The 22,649-nt window shown below is 67.7% G+C and carries 21 protein-coding genes and 1 pseudogene; 13 read left to right on the top strand and 9 right to left on the bottom strand.

Translation table 11 applies throughout. The annotated features are described in order from the left end of the window. Window positions 1–52: 52 nt before the first annotated feature. From BJF87_RS06980 to BJF87_RS06970, 3 genes are read left to right on the top strand one after another with little or no spacing between them, the layout of a single operon-like run. Entirely contained in the window at window positions 53–838 is a 786-nt protein-coding gene (locus tag BJF87_RS06980) for a lipid droplet-associated protein (RefSeq protein ID WP_006357735.1), read from the top strand. After that, complete coding sequence (gene xseA / locus BJF87_RS06975) at window positions 835–2,103, top strand: exodeoxyribonuclease VII large subunit (protein ID WP_006357734.1); 1,269 nt, start codon at window positions 835–837, stop codon at window positions 2,101–2,103. The genes BJF87_RS06980 and xseA overlap by 4 nt, the downstream gene beginning before the upstream one ends. Continuing rightward, entirely contained in the window at window positions 2,100–2,357 is a 258-nt protein-coding gene (locus tag BJF87_RS06970; RefSeq protein WP_006357733.1) for an exodeoxyribonuclease VII small subunit, read from the top strand. The genes xseA and BJF87_RS06970 overlap by 4 nt, the downstream gene beginning before the upstream one ends. 1 nt (window position 2,358) lies before the next feature. On the opposite strand, the gene BJF87_RS06965 is transcribed toward BJF87_RS06970, so the two are convergent. Both BJF87_RS06965 and BJF87_RS06960 read right to left on the bottom strand, forming a co-directional pair. Next, window positions 2,359–2,679: a hypothetical protein gene (locus BJF87_RS06965; RefSeq protein WP_042378375.1), complete on the bottom strand. Its 321-nt coding sequence runs from the start codon at window positions 2,677–2,679 to the stop codon at window positions 2,359–2,361. Window positions 2,680–2,893: 214 nt separating this feature from the next. After that, complete coding sequence (locus BJF87_RS06960; RefSeq protein ID WP_006357731.1) at window positions 2,894–3,469, bottom strand: DUF4245 domain-containing protein; 576 nt, start codon at window positions 3,467–3,469, stop codon at window positions 2,894–2,896. Window positions 3,470–3,613: 144 nt separating this feature from the next. On the opposite strand from BJF87_RS06960, the gene glpX reads away from it, so the two are divergent. The 5 genes from glpX to BJF87_RS25700 all read left to right on the top strand — a co-directional run bounded on the left by glpX (window position 3,614) and on the right by BJF87_RS25700 (window position 8,874). Further along, the gene (glpX, locus tag BJF87_RS06955; RefSeq protein WP_006357730.1) at window positions 3,614–4,609 is read left to right on the top strand and encodes a class II fructose-bisphosphatase; all 996 of its coding nucleotides are present in this window, start codon (window positions 3,614–3,616) and stop codon (window positions 4,607–4,609) included. A 118-nt stretch (window positions 4,610–4,727) separates the two neighbouring features. After that, entirely contained in the window at window positions 4,728–6,425 is a 1,698-nt protein-coding gene (locus BJF87_RS06950) for a fumarate hydratase (protein WP_006357729.1), read from the top strand. A gap of 7 nt (window positions 6,426–6,432) precedes the next feature. Then, a complete protein-coding gene (locus BJF87_RS06945; protein ID WP_006357728.1) occupies window positions 6,433–7,845 on the top strand; it encodes a class II fumarate hydratase in 1,413 nt (470 codons plus the stop codon). 13 nt (window positions 7,846–7,858) lie between these two features. Further along, the gene (locus tag BJF87_RS06940; RefSeq protein WP_006357727.1) at window positions 7,859–8,542 is read left to right on the top strand and encodes a PIG-L deacetylase family protein; all 684 of its coding nucleotides are present in this window, start codon (window positions 7,859–7,861) and stop codon (window positions 8,540–8,542) included. A 167-nt stretch (window positions 8,543–8,709) separates the two neighbouring features. Next, complete coding sequence (locus BJF87_RS25700) at window positions 8,710–8,874, top strand: hypothetical protein (RefSeq protein WP_006357726.1); 165 nt, start codon at window positions 8,710–8,712, stop codon at window positions 8,872–8,874. Window positions 8,875–8,902: 28 nt separating this feature from the next. Here BJF87_RS25700 and BJF87_RS06935 read toward each other — a convergent pair whose 3' ends face one another. Next, window positions 8,903–10,630, bottom strand: a complete 1,728-nt coding sequence (locus tag BJF87_RS06935) for a GAF domain-containing sensor histidine kinase (protein ID WP_006357725.1) — start codon at window positions 10,628–10,630, stop codon at window positions 8,903–8,905. 246 nt (window positions 10,631–10,876) lie between these two features. Here BJF87_RS06935 and BJF87_RS06930 point away from each other — a divergent pair, with 246 nt between their 5' ends. The 3 genes from BJF87_RS06930 to BJF87_RS06920 all read left to right on the top strand — a co-directional run bounded on the left by BJF87_RS06930 (window position 10,877) and on the right by BJF87_RS06920 (window position 12,935). Continuing rightward, window positions 10,877–11,524 carry a response regulator transcription factor gene (locus BJF87_RS06930; RefSeq protein WP_006357724.1) on the top strand — a complete coding sequence of 216 codons (648 nt, stop codon included), beginning with the start codon at window positions 10,877–10,879 and terminating at the stop codon, window positions 11,522–11,524. A 183-nt stretch (window positions 11,525–11,707) separates the two neighbouring features. Beyond that, a complete protein-coding gene (locus tag BJF87_RS06925; protein ID WP_035750519.1) occupies window positions 11,708–12,583 on the top strand; it encodes a universal stress protein in 876 nt (291 codons plus the stop codon). Window positions 12,584–12,728: 145 nt separating this feature from the next. Next, window positions 12,729–12,935 (top strand): hypothetical protein, encoded by a 207-nt coding sequence (locus BJF87_RS06920; protein WP_035750516.1) that lies wholly within the window; start codon window positions 12,729–12,731, stop codon window positions 12,933–12,935. Here the strand turns inward: BJF87_RS06920 and BJF87_RS06915 are convergent. The 5 genes from BJF87_RS06915 to BJF87_RS06895 all read right to left on the bottom strand — a co-directional run bounded on the left by BJF87_RS06915 (window position 12,922) and on the right by BJF87_RS06895 (window position 19,728). After that, a complete protein-coding gene (locus BJF87_RS06915; protein WP_035750513.1) occupies window positions 12,922–13,878 on the bottom strand; it encodes a L,D-transpeptidase in 957 nt (318 codons plus the stop codon). The two genes, BJF87_RS06920 and BJF87_RS06915, sit on opposite strands and share 14 nt — an antisense overlap. 631 nt (window positions 13,879–14,509) lie before the next feature. Continuing rightward, window positions 14,510–15,817 carry a PhoH family protein gene (locus tag BJF87_RS06910; protein ID WP_006357721.1) on the bottom strand — a complete coding sequence of 436 codons (1,308 nt, stop codon included), beginning with the start codon at window positions 15,815–15,817 and terminating at the stop codon, window positions 14,510–14,512. 349 nt (window positions 15,818–16,166) lie between these two features. Further along, window positions 16,167–17,039: an acyl-ACP desaturase gene (locus BJF87_RS06905; protein WP_006357720.1), complete on the bottom strand. Its 873-nt coding sequence runs from the start codon at window positions 17,037–17,039 to the stop codon at window positions 16,167–16,169. 68 nt (window positions 17,040–17,107) lie between these two features. Next, complete coding sequence (gene glyA, locus BJF87_RS06900) at window positions 17,108–18,415, bottom strand: serine hydroxymethyltransferase (protein ID WP_035750511.1); 1,308 nt, start codon at window positions 18,413–18,415, stop codon at window positions 17,108–17,110. A gap of 86 nt (window positions 18,416–18,501) precedes the next feature. Next, a complete protein-coding gene (locus BJF87_RS06895; RefSeq protein WP_042378378.1) occupies window positions 18,502–19,728 on the bottom strand; it encodes a hypothetical protein in 1,227 nt (408 codons plus the stop codon). Window positions 19,729–19,854: 126 nt separating this feature from the next. Between BJF87_RS06895 and coaA the strand changes: the two are divergent. After that, window positions 19,855–20,795 (top strand): annotated as a pseudogene (coaA, locus tag BJF87_RS06890) (type I pantothenate kinase). A 20-nt stretch (window positions 20,796–20,815) separates the two neighbouring features. Here the strand turns inward: coaA and BJF87_RS06885 are convergent. Further along, a complete protein-coding gene (locus BJF87_RS06885; RefSeq protein ID WP_006357717.1) occupies window positions 20,816–21,388 on the bottom strand; it encodes a TetR/AcrR family transcriptional regulator in 573 nt (190 codons plus the stop codon). A 71-nt stretch (window positions 21,389–21,459) separates the two neighbouring features. On the opposite strand from BJF87_RS06885, the gene BJF87_RS06880 reads away from it, so the two are divergent. Next, window positions 21,460–22,623: an acyl-CoA dehydrogenase family protein gene (locus BJF87_RS06880; RefSeq protein WP_006357716.1), complete on the top strand. Its 1,164-nt coding sequence runs from the start codon at window positions 21,460–21,462 to the stop codon at window positions 22,621–22,623. Window positions 22,624–22,649: the final 26 nt, after the last annotated feature.

Below are 22,649 nucleotides of genomic sequence, written 5' to 3'. Positions count from 1 at the left end.
GTCTCCAGGGTACGGGTTACAGACGAGTGCCCTTTGATGGCAGAGTGTTGGCATGGATCGCGCACCCTACCCGGCCCGTATCGCCGCAGGTCTGATCGTCACCGCCCTCGAGGAGACGCGCAAGCTTCCCGCGCTGCTCGTCACCCTCCCGATGACAGCGGTCAGCCAGACCCTGCAGGCAGGTATGCGGGCGCAGCAGAACATCGCCGAACTCGCCATCAAGGGCGACGCCGCCCTGGGGATGCTGTTCGACAAGCCCAGCGAGCAGCCCGCGTGGGCCCGCTTCGACGAGGACGACGAGACCCCGGAACCCGGCGCCGACGCCCACGCCGGTGACGTACCGATCGAGAAGCCCACCAGCATCGTCGACGAGGTCGAGGCCGCCGCCGACGGCAACGATCCGGGGGACCAGCCCGGCGAGGCCGTGACGTCCACCAAGCCCGCAAAAGTGACCAAAGCCACCAGGACCGGCGGTGCCACCAAGACCACCGAGGTCGACGCGGAGGCCTCCGACGCCGACCTGGCCGCGCCGCCGCGCGCCGACGCCGGTCGTTTCGCGCTGTACAGCTCGGCACCCGAGGACGTCGTGGACGCCGCCGAGAAGAAGCCGGCGACGCGTGCGGACAAGCCGAAGAACGGGGCGGCACCCGAGATCGTCGTCCTCATCGACTACGACACGCTGACCCTGGCACAGCTGCGTGCACGTCTGCGGACGGTCGACACCGACGACCTCGAGAGCCTCGTCGACTACGAGAAGGCCAACCGTGGCCGCGCGCCGTTCGTGACGATGCTGGAGAACCGGATCGCCTCGCAGAACAAGCGCTCCACCGAGGCGTGACCGGGACCTCGCCGAACTCGGCCGAGAATCCGTGGCCGGTACGCACGGTCAACACCAAGATCGCCGACTGGATTCACCGGTTGGGCCAGATCTGGGTGGAGGGTCAGGTCACCCAGATCAGCCGGCGCCCCGGTACCCGCACGGCGTTCCTCACTCTGCGGGACCCGGCTGCCGACATCTCCATCTCGGTGACATGCAGCCCGGACCTGTTGTCGCGCACCGAGGTTCCGCTGACCGACGGCAGTCACGTCGTCGTACTGGGCCGGCCGAGCTACTACACCGGCCGGGGCACGGTGTCGCTGCGGGTCAGCGACATCCGTGCGGTCGGCGTCGGTGAACTGCTCCTGCGGATCGAACGCCTCCGGCAGTTGCTGGCCGCCGAGGGCCTGTTCGACGCCCGGCTCAAACGTCCGCTGCCGTTCCTCCCGCGCTCGATCGGATTGATCAGCGGGCGGGCCAGCGCCGCGCAGCGTGACGTGGTCAGCGTCGCCACCGACCGGTGGTCGGCGGTCCGCTTCGACGTCCGTGAGGCACCCGTCCAGGGGCCCACGGCGGTGGCGCGCATCCTCACCCATCTCGCGGACCTCGACGCGCATCCCGACGTCGAGGTCATCATCATCGCGCGCGGCGGCGGCAGCGTCGAGGATCTGCTGCCGTTCTCCGACGAGGCATTGCTGCGCGCGGTGTCCCGGTGTCGCACACCGGTGGTCAGCGCGATCGGGCACGAGCCAGACAACCCGCTGCTCGATCTCGTCGCCGATCTGCGTGCGGCGACTCCGACCGACGCCGCCAAACGAGTGGTTCCCGACGTCGAGGCCGAACTCGCCGGGATCGACGAACTGCGCCGGCGCAGCGCACAGGCGTTACGCAACTGGGTGCGTCGCGAGACCGGGGTCATCGACGGACTCCGACGACGCCCGGTTCTGGCCCGGCCCGGTGTGATCGTCGACCAGGAGTCCGTGAACGTAGCCGAGCTGCTGCGCGCGCTGCGGCGCGACGTCCTGCGTCATGTCGACACCGAGGACCGCCGCCACGAGCATCTGGCCGCCCGGCTGTCGACGCTGGGCCCGGCGCAGACCCTCGCTCGCGGTTACGCCGTGGTGCAGCGCACCGACACCGACGTGACCCACGTGGTCAGCACGCTCGACGATCTGCCCGCGGGCGCCGAATTGCGTATCCGGGTCGCCGACGGCGCGGCGCGGGCCACCGTCACCGCGACCGAGGCACACACCTCCACTTCCCCTGACGACGAAGGAGATTCGTGAGCACCGACAGTGACGACACCGGCGAGGAGTACACGCCGGTTGCCGAACTCGGCTACGAGGAGGCGCGCGACGAGCTCGCCGACATCGTCGGCACGCTCGAGCACGGCGGCCTCGATCTCGACACCTCGCTGGCCCTGTGGGAGCGGGGCGAGGCGCTCGCGACGCGCTGCGAGGAACACCTCCGCGGGGCGCGTGAACGCATCGAAACCGTGATCGCGCAGAAGAATTCGGCCGATCCGGACGACAACGAGTAGGTCACCCGAATCCGAGTAGTGCCTGCCGGTCGACGGTGGTCGCGTGGAATCGACCCTCCGCGGCGCGATGACCGACGACCAGCAGCGATTCCCGCCGGTCGGCCGGCGAGTCGACGCGCGCACACGGCACGCTGATCACCCGACCGCCGGTCGTCGCAGCGGCCGCACCGGCCCCGTACGCCGGGACCACGATCACGAGCAGCGCGACGAGAACCGCGACGAGAACGAGCCGTGCCCACACGACCGACAGCCATGCGTCGGCGTGGGCAGACAGCGACGAGGCCGGTGTCCACATGTACCTGTGCCAGATTCTCGCGGACATGAGCGCCTCCCGAACCAGACGCTATGACCGGACGCAGGAGATCTCGCGAGTAGTCGGCTACTCGATCACGCGACTCTCGCCCTCGCAACTGCAAACCGCCCCTGGACAGCACCCTGTGCAGAAGCGCCGACGACATATCGTCGTCGGAGACTCTCTGGAGGGTGCTCTTGGGGGGCGGTTCTCAGCGGCGCTTTCCGCGGGCGGTTCTCCGCGCTCAGGCGTCGAGCGGCTGCTGCGTCGCCACCGACGCCGCGATCGTCTCGATGTCGGCGTCGGGTCCGCGGGACAGCACGCCCACGCGCACGTTGCCGAAATCGGTGATCCAGAACTTCTTGCCCTCGGCGGTCTCGTAGGTCACCCATTGCCGGCCGCCCGCCTCGCGGGTGCCGGTTGCACCGACGTCGCCGTAGTCGGTCCCGCTGCCACCGAGGTACGGCACCAGCAGGTCCTCCGACGCGTCGGTCTGGCTCAGCTGCACGTAGGCCTTACTCGCGCTGAGCCAGCCGACCGTGCTGACCCGGTGTCCCTCGATCGCGTCCGACGAGCCGGAGTTCGGCTTCCATCCCTCCGGTGTCGGCGGGCGGCGGATCGGGAACGGCATCTGTCGGGCGTCGGCGTCCAATGCGGTGACCACGTCGAACGCGGGCACCTTGCTGTCCGCCGGGTCCTGGTTCAGTCCGACCGAGCAATTCCCCGACGCGATCGCCACCAACGCGATGAGCGCGAGCAGCGGCACCAACGACCAGAACATGTCCTTGCCGTTGATGAGAATGCGCGGTTTGTCTGCCATGAGGCCGAGTATCCCACCACCAGGGTCAGTCACCGAACGGCCGGTGTGACATGCAAGGATGATCCCTGAGATCACCGCCACACCCACGGATCCCAAGGGCTGCGCCCCACTGGGATCCGGGCCACACCTGAGGAGCCGAAGCCGATGACAGCCAGCAGCCACCAAGCACCCGATCGCAACCTCGCGATGGAACTGGTCCGCGTGACCGAGTCGGCTGCACTCGCTGCCGGCCGGTGGGTTGGTCGCGGCGACAAGAACGGCGGCGACGGCGCGGCGGTCGACGCGATGCGTCAGCTCCTTTCGACGGTGTCGATGCGCGGCGTCGTCGTGATCGGCGAGGGCGAGAAGGACGAGGCGCCGATGCTGTACAACGGCGAGGAGGTCGGCAACGGCGAGGGCCCCGACTGCGACGTCGCGGTCGACCCCATCGACGGCACCACCCTGATGGCCGAGGGCCGGCCCAACTCGATCTCGGTGATCGCGGTCAGCGAGCGCGGCACCATGTACGACCCTTCGGCCGTCTTCTACATGGACAAGATCGCCGTCGGTCCCGACGCCAAGGGCGCCATCAACATCAACGAGTCGGTCGAGTGGAACATCAACTCGGTCGCCAAGGCCAAGGGCATCGACGTGGCCGACCTGACCGTCATCGTCCTCGATCGCCCCCGTCACGCCGACCTCATCGGCGAGATCCGCCAGGCCGGCGCCAAGATCCGCCTCATCTCCGACGGCGACGTGGCCGGAGCGGTCGCGGCCGCCGACGACTACTCGACCGTCGACATGCTCATGGGCGTCGGCGGCACCCCCGAGGGCATCATCACCGCCGTGGCGATGAAGTGCATGGGCGGCGAGATCCAGGGCAAGCTGTGGCCGCGCAACGACGAGGAGCGCCAGAAGGCCATCGACGCCGGCCACGACCTCGACCGCGTCCTCACCAACGACATCCTGGTGAGCGGCGAGAACTCCTTCTTCTGCGCGACCGGCGTGACCAACGGCGACATGCTGCGCGGCGTCACCTACCGCCCCAACGGTGCGACGACCCGTTCGCTGGTCATGCGCTCCAAGTCGGGCACCGTCCGCCGCATCGAGGCCGTCCACAAGCCGGCGAAGCTGCGCGAGTACGCCCGCATCAATCTCTGACACCTTCGTCTCAGACCCAGCACCGGCCCCGCGTCGGGGAGCCGTGACCGTGATCCACCTCACGAGTCCGGTCACCTCTGACGTGGGGCCGTTCTGCTGGGGCGATACGATCCGGTGCGTGAGTAAACCAGCCTCAGCCCCCGAGTTTCTCTACTCTGATCTGCTCCCCGTCGGCGCCGACGAGACCCCTTACCGGCTCATCACCACCGAAGGCGTCTCGACGTTCGAAGCCGGCGGACAGACCTTCCTCAAGGTGGAGCCGGAGGCGATCCGCAAGCTCACCGCCGAGGCGATGCACGACATCAGCCACTACCTGCGTCCGGCTCATCTCGCGCAGCTCCGCAGGATCATCGACGACCCGGACGCGTCGGGCAACGACCGCTTCGTGGCGCTCGACCTGCTCAAGAACGTCAACATCTCCGCAGGCGGCGTGCTGCCGATGTGCCAGGACACCGGCACCGCGATCGTGATGGGCAAGAAGAGCGAGGGCGTGCTGACCGGCACCGACGACGCCGAGGCGATCTCGAAGGGTGTCTACGACGCCTATACCCAACTCAACCTGCGCTACTCGCAGCTCGCTCCGCTGACCACGTACGAGGAGAAGAACACGGGAACCAACCTCCCGGCCCAGGTGGAGATCTACGCCACCGAACAGGGACCCAAGGGCCCGGAGTACAAGTTCCTGTTCATGGCCAAGGGTGGCGGTTCGGCCAACAAGTCCTTCCTGTTCCAGGAGACCAAGGCCATCCTGAACCCGAAGTCGATCCTGAAGTTCCTCGACGAGAAGATCCGCTCGCTGGGCACCGCGGCCTGCCCACCGTACCACCTCGCCGTCGTGATCGGTGGCACCTCAGCCGAATTCGCACTCAAGACCGCGAAATACGCCTCGGCGCACTACCTCGACAACCTGCCGACGCAGGGTTCGATGTCGGCGCACGGCTTCCGCGACCTCGAACTCGAGGACGAGGTCTTCACACTGACCCAGTCCTTCGGTATCGGCGCCCAGTTCGGCGGCAAGTACTTCTGCCACGACGTCCGCGTGGTCCGCCTGCCGCGCCACGGCGCGTCGTGCCCGGTGGCCATCGCGGTCTCGTGCTCGGCCGACCGTCAGGCTCTCGGCAAGATCACCGCCGACGGCGTGTTCCTCGAGCAGCTCGAGACCGACCCGGCCAAGTACATGCCGGCTGCCGGTGTGGCCGAGGACATCTCGGGCGGCGAGGTGGTCGAGGTCGACCTGAACCGCCCGATGTCGGAGATCCTGGCCCAGCTGTCGCAGTACCCGGTGAAGACGCGCCTGTCGCTGACCGGCCCGCTGGTGGTGGCCCGCGACATCGCCCACGCCAAGATCAAGGAACGCCTCGACGCCGGCGAGCCGATGCCCGATTACCTGCGCGACCATCCCGTCTACTACGCCGGTCCGGCCAAGACGCCCGAGGGCATGGCGTCGGGTTCGTTCGGCCCCACGACCGCCGGCCGCATGGACTCCTACGTCGAGCAGTTCCAGGCCGCGGGCGGCTCCATGGTCATGCTCGCCAAGGGCAACCGATCCAAGCAGGTCACCGAGGCGTGCAACTCGCACGGCGGCTTCTACCTGGGCTCGATCGGCGGCCCGGCGGCCCGTCTGGCGCTCGACTGCATCAAGAGCCAGGAGATTATCGAGTACCCCGAACTGGGTATGGAAGCGGTGTGGAAGATCGAGGTCGAGAATTTCCCGGCCTTCATCGTTGTTGACGACAAGGGCAACGACTTTTTCACCGACCCGAGCGGGTCCGTCAACGTCCCGCTGAGCGGCATAAGGATTCGATCGAAGGAGTAGAACACCTATGACCCAGGCACAGGGCAAGCAGGAATTCCGCACCGAGCACGACACGATGGGCGAGGTGCAGGTCCCCATCGATGCTCTGTGGCGCGCCCAGACCCAGCGCGCGGTGGAGAACTTCCCCATCAGCCACCGCCCGCTGGAACGGACGCAGATCCGCGCGATGGGCCTGTTGAAGGCGGCCTGTGCCACGGTCAACTCCGATCTCGGACTGCTCGACGCGGAGCGGGCCGACGCGATCATCGCGGCGGCCACCGAGATCGCCGACGGCAAACACGACGACCAGTTCCCGATCGACGTCTTCCAGACCGGATCGGGCACGAGTTCGAACATGAACACCAACGAGGTCATCGCGTCGATCGCGAAGGCCAACGGCGTCGACGTGCACCCCAACGATCACGTCAACATGTCGCAGTCGTCGAACGACACCTTCCCCACCGCCACCCATGTCGCGGCGACCGAGGCGGTCGTCACCGATCTCGTCCCGGCACTCGAGCATCTCCGGAAGTCCCTGGCGGACAAAGCGACCGAGTGGCGTGACGTCGTCAAGAGCGGCCGCACCCACCTGATGGACGCGGTGCCGGTGACCCTGGGTCAGGAATTCGCCGGATACGCACGGCAGGTCGAGGCGGGCATCGAGCGCGTCACCGCGACCCTCCCGCGTGTCGGCGAACTGCCCATCGGCGGCACCGCGGTCGGCACCGGGCTCAACGCCCCGGCCGGGTTCGGCACCAAGGTGGTCGCCGAACTCGTCCGCCGCACCGGCGTCGAGGAACTCTCCCTCGCCAAGGACAACTTCGAGGCGCAGGCCGCCCGCGACGGCCTCGTCGAACTGTCCGGGCAGCTGAAGACGATCGCGGTATCGCTCACCAAGATCGCCAACGACGTCCGGTGGATGGGCTCGGGACCGCTGACCGGCCTGGGCGAGATCCTGCTCCCCGACCTCCAGCCGGGCAGCTCGATCATGCCGGGCAAGGTCAATCCCGTTCTGCCCGAAGCGGTCACGCAGGTCGCCGCGCAGGTCGTCGGCAACGACGCGGCGGTCACCTGGGGCGGCGGCAACGGCGCCTTCGAGCTCAACGTCTACATCCCGATGATGGCCCGTAACGTGCTCGAGTCACTCAAGTTGCTGGCCAACGTGTCCCGGCTGTTCGCCGACCGCTGCATCTCCGGGTTGGAGGCCAACGTCGATCGCCTCCGCACCCTCGCCGAGAGCTCCCCGTCGATCGTCACACCGCTGAACAGCGCGATCGGCTACGAGGAGGCCGCCGCGGTCGCCAAGCAGGCGCTCAAGGAGGGCAAGACGATCCGGCAGACCGTCATCGATCGCGGCCTCGTGGGCGACAAGCTCAGCGAGGAGGAACTCGACGCACGTCTCGATGTGCTCAAGATGGCCAACCTCGACCGGGAACGCTGAGTACCGTCTGGTCATGACCTCACCGGAGCCCTTCCCCACGGACTGGCAGACAGCGCTCGTCCTCGTCGCCCATCCCGACGACCCGGAGTACGGCATGGCCGCCGCGGTCGCGCGCTGGACCGGCGAGGGCAAGCGTGTGGTCTACGCGCTCGCCTCCAGCGGCGAACGCGGGATCGAGGGCATGACACCGGCGGAATGCGGCCCACTCCGGGAAGCCGAACAGCGTGCGTCGGCGAAGATCGTCGGGGTCGACGAGGTGGAGTTCTGGGGTTTCCCCGACAGCGACATCCGCAACACCCCCGAACTGCGCGCGAAGATCACCGAGACCGTCGAACGCATTGCGCCGCAGGTCATCCTGTCGCTCTACGGCGGACCGGAGTGGGCGCCCGGCCAACCGAACCAGCGCGACCACATGGAGTTCGCCGCGGCGGTGCTCGACGCCTACGACGCCTTGACGGCCCATTCCGGCGAGGTTCCGGCGTGGCTGTTCGAGAACGGGCCGGCGGCAACCCATGCGGTCGACGTCGACGCGCAGTTCGAAGTGGCCGTCCGGTCCCTCGCCGCGCACGACCGCTACCTGTCGGTCCTCGACCCGGATACGCCCGTCCTCGATCAGGCCCGCGCCCAGATCGACCGGGCGACCGCGCCACGGGACGACGTACGGGTCGCCGGGTTCGAGCTCAAGCGAACCCGCTGACCGGCCCGGACACCAGCAGGGTCCCGAGGTTGGCCCTGTCGACTTGTGACCTTGGGCCCTCCCGGAAACGCCGTCGACACGAGAAGGTAGGGGGGTCAGTCTCTCGAACGCCCGGGAGAGTCCCCTCCGAGACAGTCGGGAGGTGACCGGTCATCACGCTCACCGGTGTGCTCGTCGTTTTCCTCGCAGCCTTCGCGGTCTGCGCGCTCGTCGGCCTGTCCATCTGGCTCATCGTGCTCTTCGGCCTCCTTTCAGGAGTGCAGGCCGTGGCATGGGTGACCGAACGGACCTCGGCCTGGCGACTGCCGGCCGAACCGGGCACCGGTCCGTGAACCGTCCTCACCCGGCAGCGCTGTCTCCCTAGAGCGGTACCGCCCACCGCACGGACAGGCCGCGGCCCGAATCGGGTGTGTTCAGGGCGAATGCCCCGCCCAACTGTTTCGCGCGGTGTCGGAGGTTCTTCAGCCCACTGGGCGTGACGTCCTCGGGCAGCCCGACTCCATCATCGGTGACCTCGACGGCCAGCTCGTCGCCGACCGAGATCGCCACCGTCACCGTCGTCGCGTGGGCATACCGGACCGCGTTGCTCAGGGCCTCACGCACCACCGCGACCACTTGGTCGGCGAGGCGCGGCTCGACGATCGACAGCGGGCCCGCCATCCGCACATGGGTCTGTATGGGCAGGTCGTCGATCTGCTGGTCGATCGTCTCCTGCACCCGCTGACGGAGCCGGGTGGTCTCGGTTTCCTCCGCCTGCAGGTCGAAGATCGTCGAACGCACGTCCTGCACGATGTCCTGCAGATTGTTGATGGACCGCGTCAGCCGCGCGCGGATCTCGGACGACTGGGTGCGTTGGAGCGTCGCCTGCAGGGTGAGCCCCTCGGCGAAGATCCGCTGGATCACGTGGTCGTGCAGGTCACGGGCGATCCGTTCACGATCCTCCAGGACCCGCATCTCGTGGGCCTGGTTCGTCGCGCTGGCCAGCTGCAGCGCCAGGGCCCCCTGGTCGGCGAAGTTCGCGCTCAGGCTCAGCAGGTCCTCCGCGAACCCGTCGCGCCCTTTGGACCGCACGGCGATCAGCACGCCGCGGGTCGATTCCGCCGTACGCAGCGGCGCCACCATCACCGGGCCGTGCTGCGTGGACGAATCCCCGGAGATGTCGTACTCGAGCTCCTCGCGAAGGACCGGCCGACGTCGAACGAAGGCGTCGCCCGAGGTCGACCCCTTGATCGGCACCGTTCGTCCGCGGAAGACCTCGGCGTCGACCCCTTCGGCGACCGTGACGACGAGTTCCTCTACCGATTCCGCCGGCATCTCGTGGTCGTGGGGTTCGGCAATGCAGACCAGATCGGCGTCGGCCAGCGTGAGGACCTTGCGGGCGATCGATTCGAGGACGTCCTGCTGATCGGCCCCGGTCAACAGCTCCGCGATCACGTCGCGATTCGCCTCGATCCAGGCGAGCTGGGTCTGCGCCTGTTCGTACAGCCGGGCGTTCTCGATCGCGATACCTGCCGCCGACGCCAGTGCCTGGATGACGAGTTCGTCGTCCTCGGTGAACAGGGCACCGTTCTTCTTCTCCGTGAGGTACAGGTTTCCGAAGATCTCGTCGCGCACCCGGATCGGGGCGCCCAGGAAGCTCGTCATCGGCGGGTGGTTCGGCGGGAATCCCACCGACGCGGGATGCTCGGACAGGTCGGTGAGCCGTAACACCCGGGGGTCGTCGATGAGCTGCCCCAGCACGCCGCGGCCTGTCGGCAGGTGCCCTATCTCGGCACGGACGTCCTCGCCGATGCCCTGCGCCAGAAAGGCCGACAGGTCGTGTCCGCTGCCGAGGACGCCGACCGCCCCGTACTCGGCGTCGACCAATCGTGTGCCCGCAGACACGATGGCCTCGAGCGTGGTTTCCAGATCGAGATCGGAACTGACCATCAGCATGGCCTCGAGCAGACCGTCGATGCGGTCACGAACATCGGCGATCTGCGTTATCCGGTCGCGGACCTCATCAAGGAGCTCACGTAATCGCATCTGCGACAACTCATTCTGCACCTCAAAAGACCCCACACCGCGTTCCCGGGATTCGCGGACCATATTTCGAATGATATACCCTCCGCTTCGTTGAGTATTGGGTTGACCAATTCTCGCCAGATAGTCTGAAAGCCCTCGAATCATCCTCCCCGCAAAGCAATTCGGATTTCCGTGACCTCGTTTTCCTCGTTGAATCGGACATTTCGGGTATAGGTGGAAATCCGCCAGTCCGGGCAATCTGGGTGAAACACGTCGGGGGTCGACCTACAATTCGTCTCACGGCACCTGCGCCGGAGGGAGGTGTGGCCGATGTTCTCGGTTTTCCTCGTCGATGACCACGAGATCGTCCGGCGGGGTCTCGTCGAACTCCTGGACCACGATGACAACGTCCGGGTCGTCGGCGAGGCCGCGACCTGCGCGCAGGCCCTCGCCCGCATACCGACCGTGCAACCGGACGTCGCGGTCCTCGACGTCCGCCTACCCGACGGCAACGGGATCGAACTGTGCCGCGACTTGCTCAGCCGAGTCGACGGGTTGCGCTGCCTGATCCTGACCTCGATGACCGACGACGAGGCCATGATGGACGCGATCCTCGCCGGCGCCAGCGGGTACGTCATCAAGGACATCACCGGCATGGAACTCGCCCGCGCCATCACCGATGTCGGCGCCGGACGGTCGTTGCTCGACAACCGCGCGGCCGCAGCCCTGATGGACCGGTTGCGCACCCAACGCGAGAAAGAGGAAAAGCCCGGCGACGGATTGAGCGAGCAGGAGAGCACCCTGCTCGCCCTCCTCGGCGAGGGCCTGACCAATCGGCAGATCGCCGCCCGGATGCATCTCGCGGAGAAGACCGTGAAGAACTACGTGTCCCGGCTGCTGGGCAAACTCGGCATGGAGCGCCGTACGCAGGCGGCGGTGTACGCCACCAAAGCGGCGCGACGGGGTCACGCGCACTGAGTCGAGGCTCGCGAGTGATTCGCGTACCATATCCCGCGGGTTAGAGCACGACACGTGTCATTGGTCCCCATCCAACGGGACTCTTTACCCGGTGACTCACCCCTCGCCGGGGCATCTACTGGATTACACGGGCGATGCCGGCACCCCGGCACCCGATGCGTGGACCTCCAGGGGGACTGCCGTGTGACCGCATCCAGATTCACCGACGGACCTGTCGTCGTCGGCGTCGACGGGTCTGCCACCGCCCGCGCCGCCGCCCGCTGGGCCGCGCGCGACGCCGCCCTCCATCGGTCGGAGATCGAGATGATCGCGTCGGCGAATCTCTCGGCGGACGATCCGTACGTCCTCGAACCGCTACGAGCCCGATGCGAACGCGCCCTGGCGGAGGCACGCCGCGTCGCCGAGGACTCGAGCGACTCAACCGACCCGCTGAAGATCACGACCCAGGTCGTCGACTCCCCGCCGGTCACCGCCCTGCTCGAGGCATCGGATCGAGCCCGACTGCTCGTAGTCGGCAACCGCGGGCACATGGCCGGTCACCGCGTGGCCCTCGGCACGATCACCACCGCACTCGCCGAGCACTGCAGATGTCCGCTGACGGTCGTCCGGGACTCCACGTCGAACTGGTCCCAGGCGAGCATCGCGGTCGGCACCGACGGCTCCCCGGGCGGTCGAGTCGCCGTCGACGCCGCGTTCGCCGCGGCCGACCTGCGCGGCGTCCCGGTCACCGTCGTCCACGCCTGGTGCGACACCGATGTCGCCGACATGTCCGTGCCGTGCACGATGTCCGAGTGGCCGAGCCGCCGCAGCCGCGCCGACGCCTGGCTCGACGCCGAACTCGACGAGGTGCGCCGCCGATATCCGCAGGTCACCGTCCGCTGTGCCGTGACCAGGGACCGCCCTGCCCGCGCCTTGCTCGACCACGCCCAGGCTGCGCAACTGCTCGTCGTGGGCGCGCGCGGTCGCGGCGGTTTCGCGGCCATGAGACTGGGCTCGACGAGCCTCTCGGTCCTGCGTTCGGCCCGAGGCCCGGTGATGGTGGTACCCCGCGACCGCTGACCTGCACTCGGTCCGCCGAACCATGTGCCATTCGGCCCTATGAGATCTACGTCACACCCGGTGACACTGAGGTGGTCGCTCGTCCGAGTCCGCCGACGAACCGACGGGACCGATTCGACACAGCGAGCACCAGAGGTCCACCGCCATGACAGTCATATCTCCGCTGTTCGCCGAAACCGAGGGTTCGGCCGACCGGAACTGCGACAGCTGCGGGCGCAGCTTCGTCCTACGACGACCACTCGCCGAGCCCGATCGGGATCAGTGGGCCAGGGTCAACGGCTGGCACATCGGGGTCGAGGAGACCTTCTGCCCCGCCTGCCGGCACGCTCGCTCCGAGATCAGCGACCCGTGAACTGCCCGAACAGGGCGGGAACCGCACCGACCAGCTGCGAGAGCAGTCCGGTCAGCATGTCGGCGGCCGGCACGTCGGGAGTCGACGGCGTGGCACCCGGAGTTGTCTGAGGGGTTGCTCCGGGCGCCTCGCCGGTCGGCGCACCCTGATTGACGCCGATCGTGATCTTCGGGCTCTTCGCGGGGTCGAGCCAGACGAGGATCTTCTTCATCAGCTCGCGCTCGATGGCGACGCAGCCCAGCGTCGGCTGGTCGTTGGTCACATGCAGGAACATCGCCGTCGCCTTGCCGGGCGTGCGCTGCGGATTGTGCGCGATGTTGACCGCGTAGTCGTAGACGGGACCCGAGTTGTACAGGTTCTCGCTGTCACCACCGGGACTCTGGGGCTGACGCACGTGGGTGTTGTAGGTCGGCGACTTGGGATCGGAATCCCACCAGTCCTGCGTATCGACCTTGAGGTAAGGCATCTTGGTGCCCGGATTCTCCTGGCGACCGAAGGCCTGGTCGAGCGGGAACGTTCCCTCCGGGGTGCGGGGCACGTTGTCCTGCGGCTCGCCCATCCCCAGGGAGCCGAGGAATGCCTTGGTCGGGCCGAGACCGGGGACCGGCTTCCAACTGCCGTCGTTCCCCTTCTCGAAGGCCGTGAGCGTGGCGGTGGTGTCCGACGCCTTGGGCGCGGTCACGACGATCATCTGACCGGTCGGGCCCCCGGCGCCCCCGACGCCGCCGGGCGCATCCGCGGAACCGTTGTCGCCCGACAGTTGGTTGAGCACCTCGTCGAGCAGTGGGATGCCGAGGCCCTCCCCCATTCCCGGCAGCGACGGGCTGCCCGGGGTGGTCGGTGGCGTGATCGGTGTCGTCGTCTCCGGATCGGCGAGGGCCTGACCCGCACCACCAGCGCACGCGGCCAGCACCGCAATCACCAATAGTCCCAGCAGTCTCATTCGCCTCATCAGTAACTTCAGCACCACAACAGTGTGACAGCGCGCAAGACCCCGTAAGTCACGTGATGGTCACGGTGCAGTGAGGATCGGATCAAGCGCTCCGACCCGCCCGACTGTCCGCGACCGCCGGATCACCCGTCGATTGTCGAAGGAAAATCGGAAATGATCCATTGTTCGACGCGCAGGACAACGGCCCGAAAATGCGTTGACGCGTTGCGGGCACGCAGAATTCACCGACCTTTTCTTTGCGGAAACGAAACATAATCGTTAGCGTCGGTAACGGCGTTGATCGAGCAGCGACCTCGCCGAACAGAAAGTCACCGACAAAGGAGAGAAATGGGTTCCCTCGAGAACATCGAAGTCCTCACCGCACTCGTCGACCTGCTCAACGCGCTCAGCGACCTCGGCGGCACCGCCGCCTGACCCGACCCCTGAGACCGGCCCACCACCGAGAAATCCGTTGCGAGAGCAGCAGACTCAGCAGTGGGCCACCGTGACGGAAGGCCGCGACGATTCACTCCCCTCAGCGAATCGTCGCGGCCTTCCTCCTCTGAACACTCGCTACGCTCCCGGCGCGGACACACCCCGCCCGCTCGCTACGCTCCCGGCGCGGACACACCCCGCCCGCTCGCTACGCTCCCGGCGCGGAAGGCCCGAACTCCTCCAACATCTCCGTCACCAACGCCGCGATCGGCGACCGCTCGCTGCGGGTGAGCGTGATGTGCGCGAAGAGCGGATGCCCCTTCAGCTTCTCGATGACCGCGGCGACGCCGTCGTGCCGGCCGACGCGGAGGTTGTCGCGCTGAGCGACATCGTGGGTCAGCACCACACGCGAACCCGAGCCCAGGCGCGACAGCACCGTCAGCAGGACGTTACGTTCCAGCGACTGCGCCTCGTCGACGATCACGAACGAGTCGTGCAACGACCGGCCGCGGATGTGCGTCAGCGGCAACACCTCCAGCATCCCGCGGCTCAACACCTCCTCGATGACCTCCGGTGAGGCGAGCCCCTCGAGGGTGTCGAACACCGCCTGCGCCCACGGGCCCATCTTCTCGGCCTCACCTCCGGGGAGGTAACCGAGCTGCTGGCCGCCGACCGCGTACAGCGGCCGGAAGACGACCACCTTGCGCTGGGTCCGTCGTTCGAGAACCGCCTCGAGGCCCGCACACAGCGCCAGCGCCGACTTGCCGGTGCCCGCCTTGCCGCCGAGCGAGACGATGCCGACGCTGTCGTCGAGCAGCAGGTCCAGGGCGACCCGCTGCTCCGCGGAACGGCCGTGCAGGCCAAAGGCCTCACGATCTCCCCGCACCAGTTGCACACGCTTCTCCGCGTTGACGCGTCCGAGGGCGCTCGACGACGGACTGAGCAGACGAATGCCGGTGTGACAGGGCAACTCCCTCGCCTCGTCCAGGTCGATGGCGCCGTCGGCGAACAGTGCGTCGATCGCCGAGGTCTCGACGTCGAGTTCGGTCATCCCCGACCAGCCGGAGACGACGACGTCCTGCGCGTGGTACTCGTCGGCGGCCAGACCGACCGCGCCGGCCTTCACACGCAGCGGGGTGTCCTTGGACACCAGGGTCACGTCCTTGCCCTCGGCACGAAGGTTGAGGGCACAGGCCAGAATCCGGGAATCGTTGCTGTCGGTGCGGAAACCGGCCGGCAGGACGGCCGGATCGGTGTGGTTGAGCTCCACCTGGAGGGTGCCGCCCTCCTCGCCGATCTCGATCGGTAGGTCGAGCCGACCGTGCGCGAGCCGCAGGTCGTCGAGCATGCGCAACGCCTCACGTGCGAACCAGCCGAGCTCGTGGTGGTGGCGTTTGCCCTCGAGTTCGCTGATGACCACCAGTGGCAACACCACTGAGTGCTCCGCGAAGCGCATGACCGCCCAGGGGTCGGACAGCAGCACGGAAGTATCGAGGACGTAGGTGCGTGTGGTCACGTGGAGCTCCTACGTTCGTGCGGCGCCCGCACAAACCTGTTCTCGCCGTTGACCGGCCGGGTCGAAGTCCGTTGCCCTCGGCGTCAGCCGAGGTGGACGAGGACCGGGGCCGGTCCCCTCGCGCTGCTGGTGCAATACACGAATCGAACCTCCCGGACGAACCGCTTCCCCGCGGTCCGTACCGTCAACGTACGCGCAGACCTCGCCGGCGGCGCGCCGGAGTCAGGTGTGTCGGCGTGAATTTCGCGTTAACCGCAGTATCGTCTGACCCAGGGACGCAAACGGCGCCACCAGGACATTTGTCGTCCTGATGGCGCCGTGCGCGCGTGTAGGGAAAGTGTCCCGGTGTCTAGCCGCGGGCGCGGGAGAGGATGCGCTGACGCGCCGCCTCGGCCTCGTCGCCCAGACCCTCGATGGAGTCGAGCTTGACCGCATCGGCGAGGGTCGCGGCGATCTCGCGCCACGTGTCCTCGTTCTCGTAGTCGGCCAGGAGCGCCCGCTCCGCATCGAAATCATCGATGTCGTGGCCGATCGCCTCGGCCCGACCCAGCGCCAGGGCCGAGTCGATCGCGATGACGGTGGCGTCCTGATCGGCGATGATGCCGGCGTTGAGGAACGCACCGAAGGTGTTGGCCTGCTGCTGGTCGTCGGCGGCGATCTTGGTGAGGATCTGCTCCAGGACGTCGTCGGCGGCGATCGCGCTGAGTCGCTTGATGAAGCTGACGCACTGGTTCTCGTGCACCGCCATCAGTGCGAGCACATCGAGCGGTCCGAGCGGGTCGACCTGCTCGGGGGTCTGCCGGTAACCCTTGGTGACGTGGACGAGTCGCCGGTTCTCGGCATCCACCGGATCGATCGCGCGGCGCACGACGAGGTAGTCGCGCAGGACGATCGAGTGCCGGTTGTCCTCCGCGGTCCAGACACCGATCAGCTGACGCCACTCGGAGAAGGCCGGGAAGTGCTTCGCCAGCACGCGGTGGTACGACGGCAGGTTGTCCTTGGTGAGGAGCAGAGCCAGCAGCCCGGCACGCGCCTCGTCCGACAGTGTCGCCTGCGACGGGTCGTAGTCGTCGCCGCCGAGGAAGGCGAAGTTGCGTCCCTCGTCCCACGGCACCCAGTCGTGCGGGTTCCACGGAGTGGCGGCCGACTGGTGGTCTTCCGCGATCTCGGGAAGAGCCTTCTCGAGCGCGATGATCAGGTCGTCTTCAGTGAGTGCGTTCATCGCTGCAAGGATACGGACGCCGCTCGGCGCGGGGCAATTCAGGTCACATCCGAGCGGTCGGCCACGGCTCAGATGCGGCTCATCAGTCCCCACTCCTCGAGTCCCTCGTACAGCGGGAAGTCGAGGGCGAGCTTGGAGACCCGGCCACGCAGGGCCGAGACGTCCGCCGACGAACCTGCGGCGAGCGCCGTCGCGATGATGTCGGCGACCTCGGTGAACTCCTCGTCGCCGAAGCCACGGGTGGCCAGCGCGGGGGTGCCGATGCGCAGACCCGAGGTGACCATCGGCGGACGCGGGTCGAACGGCACCGCGTTCCGGTTGACCGTGATCCCGACCTGGTGGAGCAGATCCTCGGCCTGCTGGCCGTCGAGGTCGCTGTTGCGCAGGTCGACGAGCACGAGGTGGACGTCGGTGCCGCCGGTCAGGACCGAGACGCCGGCTTTGGCGACGTCCTCACCGTTGAGGCGTTCGGCGAGGATGCTCGCGCCCGACAGGGTGCGGCGCTGCCGCTCGGCGAACTCCTCGGTACCGGCGATCTTGAGCGCGACGGCCTTGCCGGCGATCGCGTGCATGAGCGGTCCGCCCTGCTGGCCGGGGAACACGGCCGAGTTGAGCTTCTTGGCCCACTCCTGCTTGGCGAGGATGATGCCGGAGCGGGGTCCGCCGAGGGTCTTGTGCACGGTCGAGCTGACGACGTCGGCATGCGGCACCGGCGACGGGTGCAGGCCCGCGGCGACGAGCCCGGCGAAGTGCGCCATGTCGACCCACAGGTGTGCGCCCACCTCGTCGGCGATCGAGCGGAACGCCTCGAAGTCGAGGGTCCGCGGGTAGGCCGACCAGCCGGCGACGATGACCTTCGGCTTCACGTCGAGGGCGATCTTGCGCACCTCGTCCATGTCGATCCGGAAGTCTTCCTTGCTCACGCCGTAGAAGGCGTTCTCGTAGAGCTTGCCGGAGAAGTTCAGGCGCATGCCGTGCGTGAGGTGACCGCCGTGGGCGAGATCGAGACCGAGCATGGTCTCCCCCGGCTCCATCAGGGCCTGCAGCACGGCCGCGTTGGCCTGCGCACCCGAGTGCGGCTGGACGTTGGCGAAGTCGGCGCCGAACAGTTCCTTGGCACGGTTCCGGGCGATGTCCTCGACGACGTCGACGTACTCGCAACCGCCGTAGTAACGACGTCCCGGGTAACCCTCGGCGTACTTGTTGGTGAGCACGCTGCCCTGTGCCTGCAGCACCGCGCGCGGCACGAAGTTCTCCGAGGCGATCATCTCGAGGGTGTCCCGCTGACGGCTGAGTTCGCCGTTCATGGCGGCGGCGACGTCGGGGTCGAGCTCCGCCAGGGACATCGAGTTCACGGATGACGAGTTCGCGGTCATGGGGTCAAGTCTAGGGACGGCGCCGCGAGCGCAGCGAGCGGGCCATGTGTTGACGCGCTGTTCGATCCCATGACCGGCCATCGGTTCTATCGGCTGACCGCCACCAGCTCCCGTCGGAGGCTCGCCGGGATGAGCGGTTCGTCGAGCAGCCGTCCGAAGGCCGCGGCGCGGTCGTCGGCGGCGTCGAGCCAGGTCTCCAGGAGTTGATAACCCTCGACGTAGGTGCTGATGTACGCCCGCCACAGCGGCGAGGTGAGGAAGCGCAGCATCTGCCGGGCACGCTCGGGCGGTGCGAGCAACCACGTCTGGAGGAAGTCGGCGACGGTGTCGGCGTCGGCGTGCTGGTCGTGCAGCATCAGGGCCGCGTCCTGACGGACGGTGAGGAGCCCGGAGGTCGCCCGTCCCACCCGCGTCGCCCGGTCGGCGTCGAAGCGCAGGCCGAGGTCGGCGTAGATCTCCTGCGCCCAGCCGCCCCACTCCTTGCCCATGATGGCGGTCAGGGCATGGTCCGCGAGCCCTTCGGCCATCAGGCATTGCGGGGTGTTGACGAGGAAGATCGACTGCTCGTGCTGCCCGGCGCCCACGAGCAGTTGTTCCTTGCGGCAGTGCTCGGTGTGGTGGCCGGGGTAGGCCTCGTGGGCGATCAGGTGTGGGAGCGACGACATGTACTGCGTCAGATCGGCGTTGATCGCGACCCGCGACCAGTAGTCGCCGAGGTAGTAGTTGAACCCCGACCACGGCTTGTCGGTGACGACCTCGAAGTCGACGATCTCGTTGTCCGGCAACGGATACTGCGCGCGGACACGTTCGCGAAGGGCACCACTGAACGCCCGGACGCATTCGTCGACCTTGTCGGCGGGGATCTCGTCGGCCCGACGATGAGCGGCGTAGGCGTCGCGGAGATCCTCGCCGCTGGCATCGGCGATACCGAGTGCGTCGGCGAGTTCGGTGTGGGCCTGCCGGTAGCGGTCGGGGTCGGCGAGGGCGATGTCGACGTCGAAGTAGGCGTTGACCTCGTCGACGAAGGAGATGTCGTCGCCGGCGAACTTGCGGGCCGAGCACTCGAGCGCCCGCAGGTGGGACCCGATGAACTCCGCCCGGTCCGCGGGGAGATCACCGGGGAGGTCGGCGCGCAGGGCCCGCGCCTGTGCGGCCAGGTGCGCCGGGTCGGGTGCGGGTCCGTTGGCGATCTCGGCGCGCAGTGCCGGGTCGCCGGTGAACGCGTCGACGAAACCTTCTTCGAGCCGATCGAACGCCAACCCCAGCCGCAGGTAGTCGGTGACGAGGTCGGGGGTCGCGTGATCGGCCGGCATACCGGGCACGTTACCGCGAGCGGACGCACCGCGCGGACCCACCGCGTCGCGGCGAGAGGTGGGCCCTAAGCTGTTACGCATGACGACCCGGGCAGCCGCGCTCACCATGACCCCGGAGCTGCGCTGATGGCTCGCAATGCCAGTGATCGGGACCCCAGTCTGTACCTGGAACTCGACCGCCGGCAGTGGCGCGAACTGCGTGAGTCGATGCCCCTCGTGCTGAACGAGGACGAGCTCGCCGAACTCGTGGGTCTCGGTGAGCAGATCGACCTCGAGGAGGTCGCCGACGTCTACCTGCCCCTCTCGCGTCTGATCCATCTGCAAGTCGCTGCGCGCCAACGACTCTTTGCGGCCACCTCGACCTTCCTCGGCGAGCGTCAGGTCAACCGGCAGGTCCCGTTCGTCATCGGTATCGCCGGCAGTGTCGCAGTCGGCAAGTCGACGACGGCTCGCGTGCTCGCGGCGTTGCTCGCCCGGTGGGAGTCGCATCCGAAGGTCGACCTGATCACCACCGACGGCTTCCTGTTGCCGACGGCGGAGATGCAGCGTCGAGGGATCTTGCATCGCAAGGGTTTTCCCGAGTCGTATGACCGGCGTGCGCTGCTCCGGTTCGTGACCGAGGTGAAGTCGGGTGCGCGCGAGGTGGCCGCGCCGGTCTACTCGCACCTCGCCTACGACATCGTGCCGAGCGTCTATCACTATGTGCGGCAACCCGACATCCTCATCCTCGAGGGATTGAACGTCCTGCAGACCGGCCCGACGCTGATGGTGTCGGATCTCTTCGACTTCTCGATCTACGTCGACGCCAAGATCGAGGACATCGAGGAGTGGTACATCTCCCGGTTCCTGCAGATGCGGACCACGTCGTTCGCCAACCCGGACTCCCACTTCCACGCCTACGCCTCGCTCACCGACGAGCAGGCCACGGCCGCGGCGCGGGACCTGTGGACCTCGATCAACCGGCCGAACCTCATCGAGAACATCCTGCCCACCCGCCCGCGGGCCTCGCTGGTGCTCCGCAAGGCGTCGACCACGCCATCAACCGGGTACGCCTGCGCAAACTGTGAGCATCAGGCCGACGTGACCATCATGTCGGTGTGAGCATCAGGTCCACCAGTTCCGCGCTGTGGCGTCCGGCGGACGCGCGGTCCTCCTCGGAGTAGGACAGGTGCAGCGCCCCGATGCCCATCGCGAAGATCCAGTTGGACCGGACCGACGCGGTCTTCGGATCCATTCCATGGTCGAGGAGACACCGGCGCACCGCTTCTCGCGCACGACGATCGGACGTCCGGATACTCGCCTCGGCATTCGGATCCGAGCGTGCCCATTCCCGCATCGCCCGTTCGATCATCCAGTGCCTCGGGCTCGTCAGTTGGGCGATCAAGCCCAGCAGGCGGTCGCGCGGCGGTAGGTCGGCCAGGGCCGCGAAGTTCTGGTGTTCCTCGTCGTTCCACTCGCCCCACCGTGCGACCAGCGCCGAACGATAGGCCGCGATGTCCTTGAAGTGCCAGTAGAAACTGCCCTTGGTGACTCCCATGCGTTTGCAGACGGTGTCGATCTTGATCTGCTTGAATCCGTCCTCGGCCAGGATCGCGTACCCGAGCTCGATCCAGTCGTCGGCCGACAGGTGGCCGCCGCCACCCTCCTGCGCTCGCCCCATTCCCTCACCCTAACCGCGGTTCTGGCCCGAACCAGACACCCCATACTTTTTTGTATGTTACGTTCCGATCCGTGGACACCCCGACATCCGGCACGGTGCTGATCACCGACGAATTCATCGCCTCCCTGGCCGAGCGCGCGGGCCGGGCGGAGGAACTTCGGCAACTGCCCGCCGAGACCATCCGCGACGCGACCGACTCCGGCCTCTTGGATCTGTTGATCCCCAGTAGGTTCGGCGGACTCGAGGCACCCTTCCCCGAGATCCTCGACCATGTCCGGCGGCTGGCCCACGGCTGCACGTCGAGCGCCTGGACGCTGGGCTTCTATACGTTGCACGGCTGGATCACCGCACTGTTCAGCGAGGCGGCGCAGGAGGAGGCGTTCGCCGACCGCCCGTACCTCGCACCGGCACCTCTGGCACCGACCGGCACCGCGGAGCCGCGGGATGGCGGTTTCTCCGTGTCCGGGCGCTGGTCCTGGGCGACCGGCATCATGGAGGCCAACTGGGTGATGGTGGGTGCCATCGTCACCGGCGACCGACCCGACGCCGTCCTCGCGCTCCTGCCGATCGACGACGCGCGGGTGGAGGACGTCTGGCACACCGACGGCATGCGGGCGACCGGGTCCAACGACGTGGTCGTCGAGAACGCCTTCGTACCGGCGCACCGCACCGTCCGAGTTCGAGATCTCTACGCGGGCAGGACACCTGGCGCGACCCTGCACGACAACTACTCGTATCGCTGGCCGATGGTCCCCGCTCTCGCCCTGCTTGCCGCGATGCCCGCCCTGGGCACGGCCGAGCGGGTCGCCGACCTGTACGCCGCACGACTCTCCGAACGGGTCCTCGCCTACCAGATGGTCAAGCAGAAGGACAAGCCAGCAGCGCGGATTCGCCTGGGCGACGCGCGAATCCGGCTACAGGCTCTTCGGGGCCTGCTTGCGCAGACCACGGCGACCATCGACGAAATCCTCGCTGCCGGAGGGACGGTCGACATCCGCACGCGTGCGCAGGCGCGTCTCGCCGCGGCCCGGATCGTGAACGAATCGAGAGCGGTGATCGGCACCCTGCTCGAGGCATCGGGCGCAAGCGTGCATTTCCTCGACCACCCGATGCAGCGTGCGCGCCGAGACGTCGACGTCCTGTCCGGCCACGTCGTCTTCGATTACGACGAGATCCGGGAGATCGCCGCTTCTCTCGAGATCGGCATGGAGATCTCGCCGTTCGCAATGGTGTAACGCGGCTGATGCGCGTAGCGCAGGAT

This window comes from Gordonia sp. CNJ-863 (assembly GCF_001942325.1).
GTDB classification, from domain to species: domain Bacteria; phylum Actinomycetota; class Actinomycetes; order Mycobacteriales; family Mycobacteriaceae; genus Gordonia; species Gordonia alkanivorans.
The sequence above is the reverse complement of the archived record's forward strand: the minus strand, read 5'-3'. Positions and strand labels throughout refer to the sequence as shown.

Bases quoted from the DNA above. Each gene is read 5' to 3' on its own strand.
- BJF87_RS06905 (WP_006357720.1), bottom strand. From the start codon at position 17,039: ATGAACGCACTCACTGAAGACGACCTGATCATCGCGCTCGAGAAGGCT.
- BJF87_RS06940 (WP_006357727.1), top strand. From the start codon at position 7,859: ATGACCTCACCGGAGCCCTTCCCCACGGACTGGCAGACAGCGCTCGTC.
- glyA (WP_035750511.1), bottom strand. From the start codon at position 18,415: ATGACCGCGAACTCGTCATCCGTGAACTCGATGTCCCTGGCGGAGCTC.
- BJF87_RS06935 (WP_006357725.1), bottom strand. From the start codon at position 10,630: ATGGTCCGCGAATCCCGGGAACGCGGTGTGGGGTCTTTTGAGGTGCAG.
- BJF87_RS06980 (WP_006357735.1), top strand. From the start codon at position 53: ATGGATCGCGCACCCTACCCGGCCCGTATCGCCGCAGGTCTGATCGTC.
- BJF87_RS06885 (WP_006357717.1), bottom strand. From the start codon at position 21,388: ATGGGGCGAGCGCAGGAGGGTGGCGGCGGCCACCTGTCGGCCGACGAC.
- BJF87_RS06895 (WP_042378378.1), bottom strand. From the start codon at position 19,728: ATGCCGGCCGATCACGCGACCCCCGACCTCGTCACCGACTACCTGCGG.
- BJF87_RS06945 (WP_006357728.1), top strand. From the start codon at position 6,433: ATGACCCAGGCACAGGGCAAGCAGGAATTCCGCACCGAGCACGACACG.
- BJF87_RS06960 (WP_006357731.1), bottom strand. From the start codon at position 3,469: ATGGCAGACAAACCGCGCATTCTCATCAACGGCAAGGACATGTTCTGG.
- BJF87_RS06965 (WP_042378375.1), bottom strand. From the start codon at position 2,679: ATGTCCGCGAGAATCTGGCACAGGTACATGTGGACACCGGCCTCGTCG.
- glpX (WP_006357730.1), top strand. From the start codon at position 3,614: ATGACAGCCAGCAGCCACCAAGCACCCGATCGCAACCTCGCGATGGAA.
- BJF87_RS06915 (WP_035750513.1), bottom strand. From the start codon at position 13,878: ATGAGACTGCTGGGACTATTGGTGATTGCGGTGCTGGCCGCGTGCGCT.
- BJF87_RS06930 (WP_006357724.1), top strand. From the start codon at position 10,877: ATGTTCTCGGTTTTCCTCGTCGATGACCACGAGATCGTCCGGCGGGGT.
- BJF87_RS06920 (WP_035750516.1), top strand. From the start codon at position 12,729: ATGACAGTCATATCTCCGCTGTTCGCCGAAACCGAGGGTTCGGCCGAC.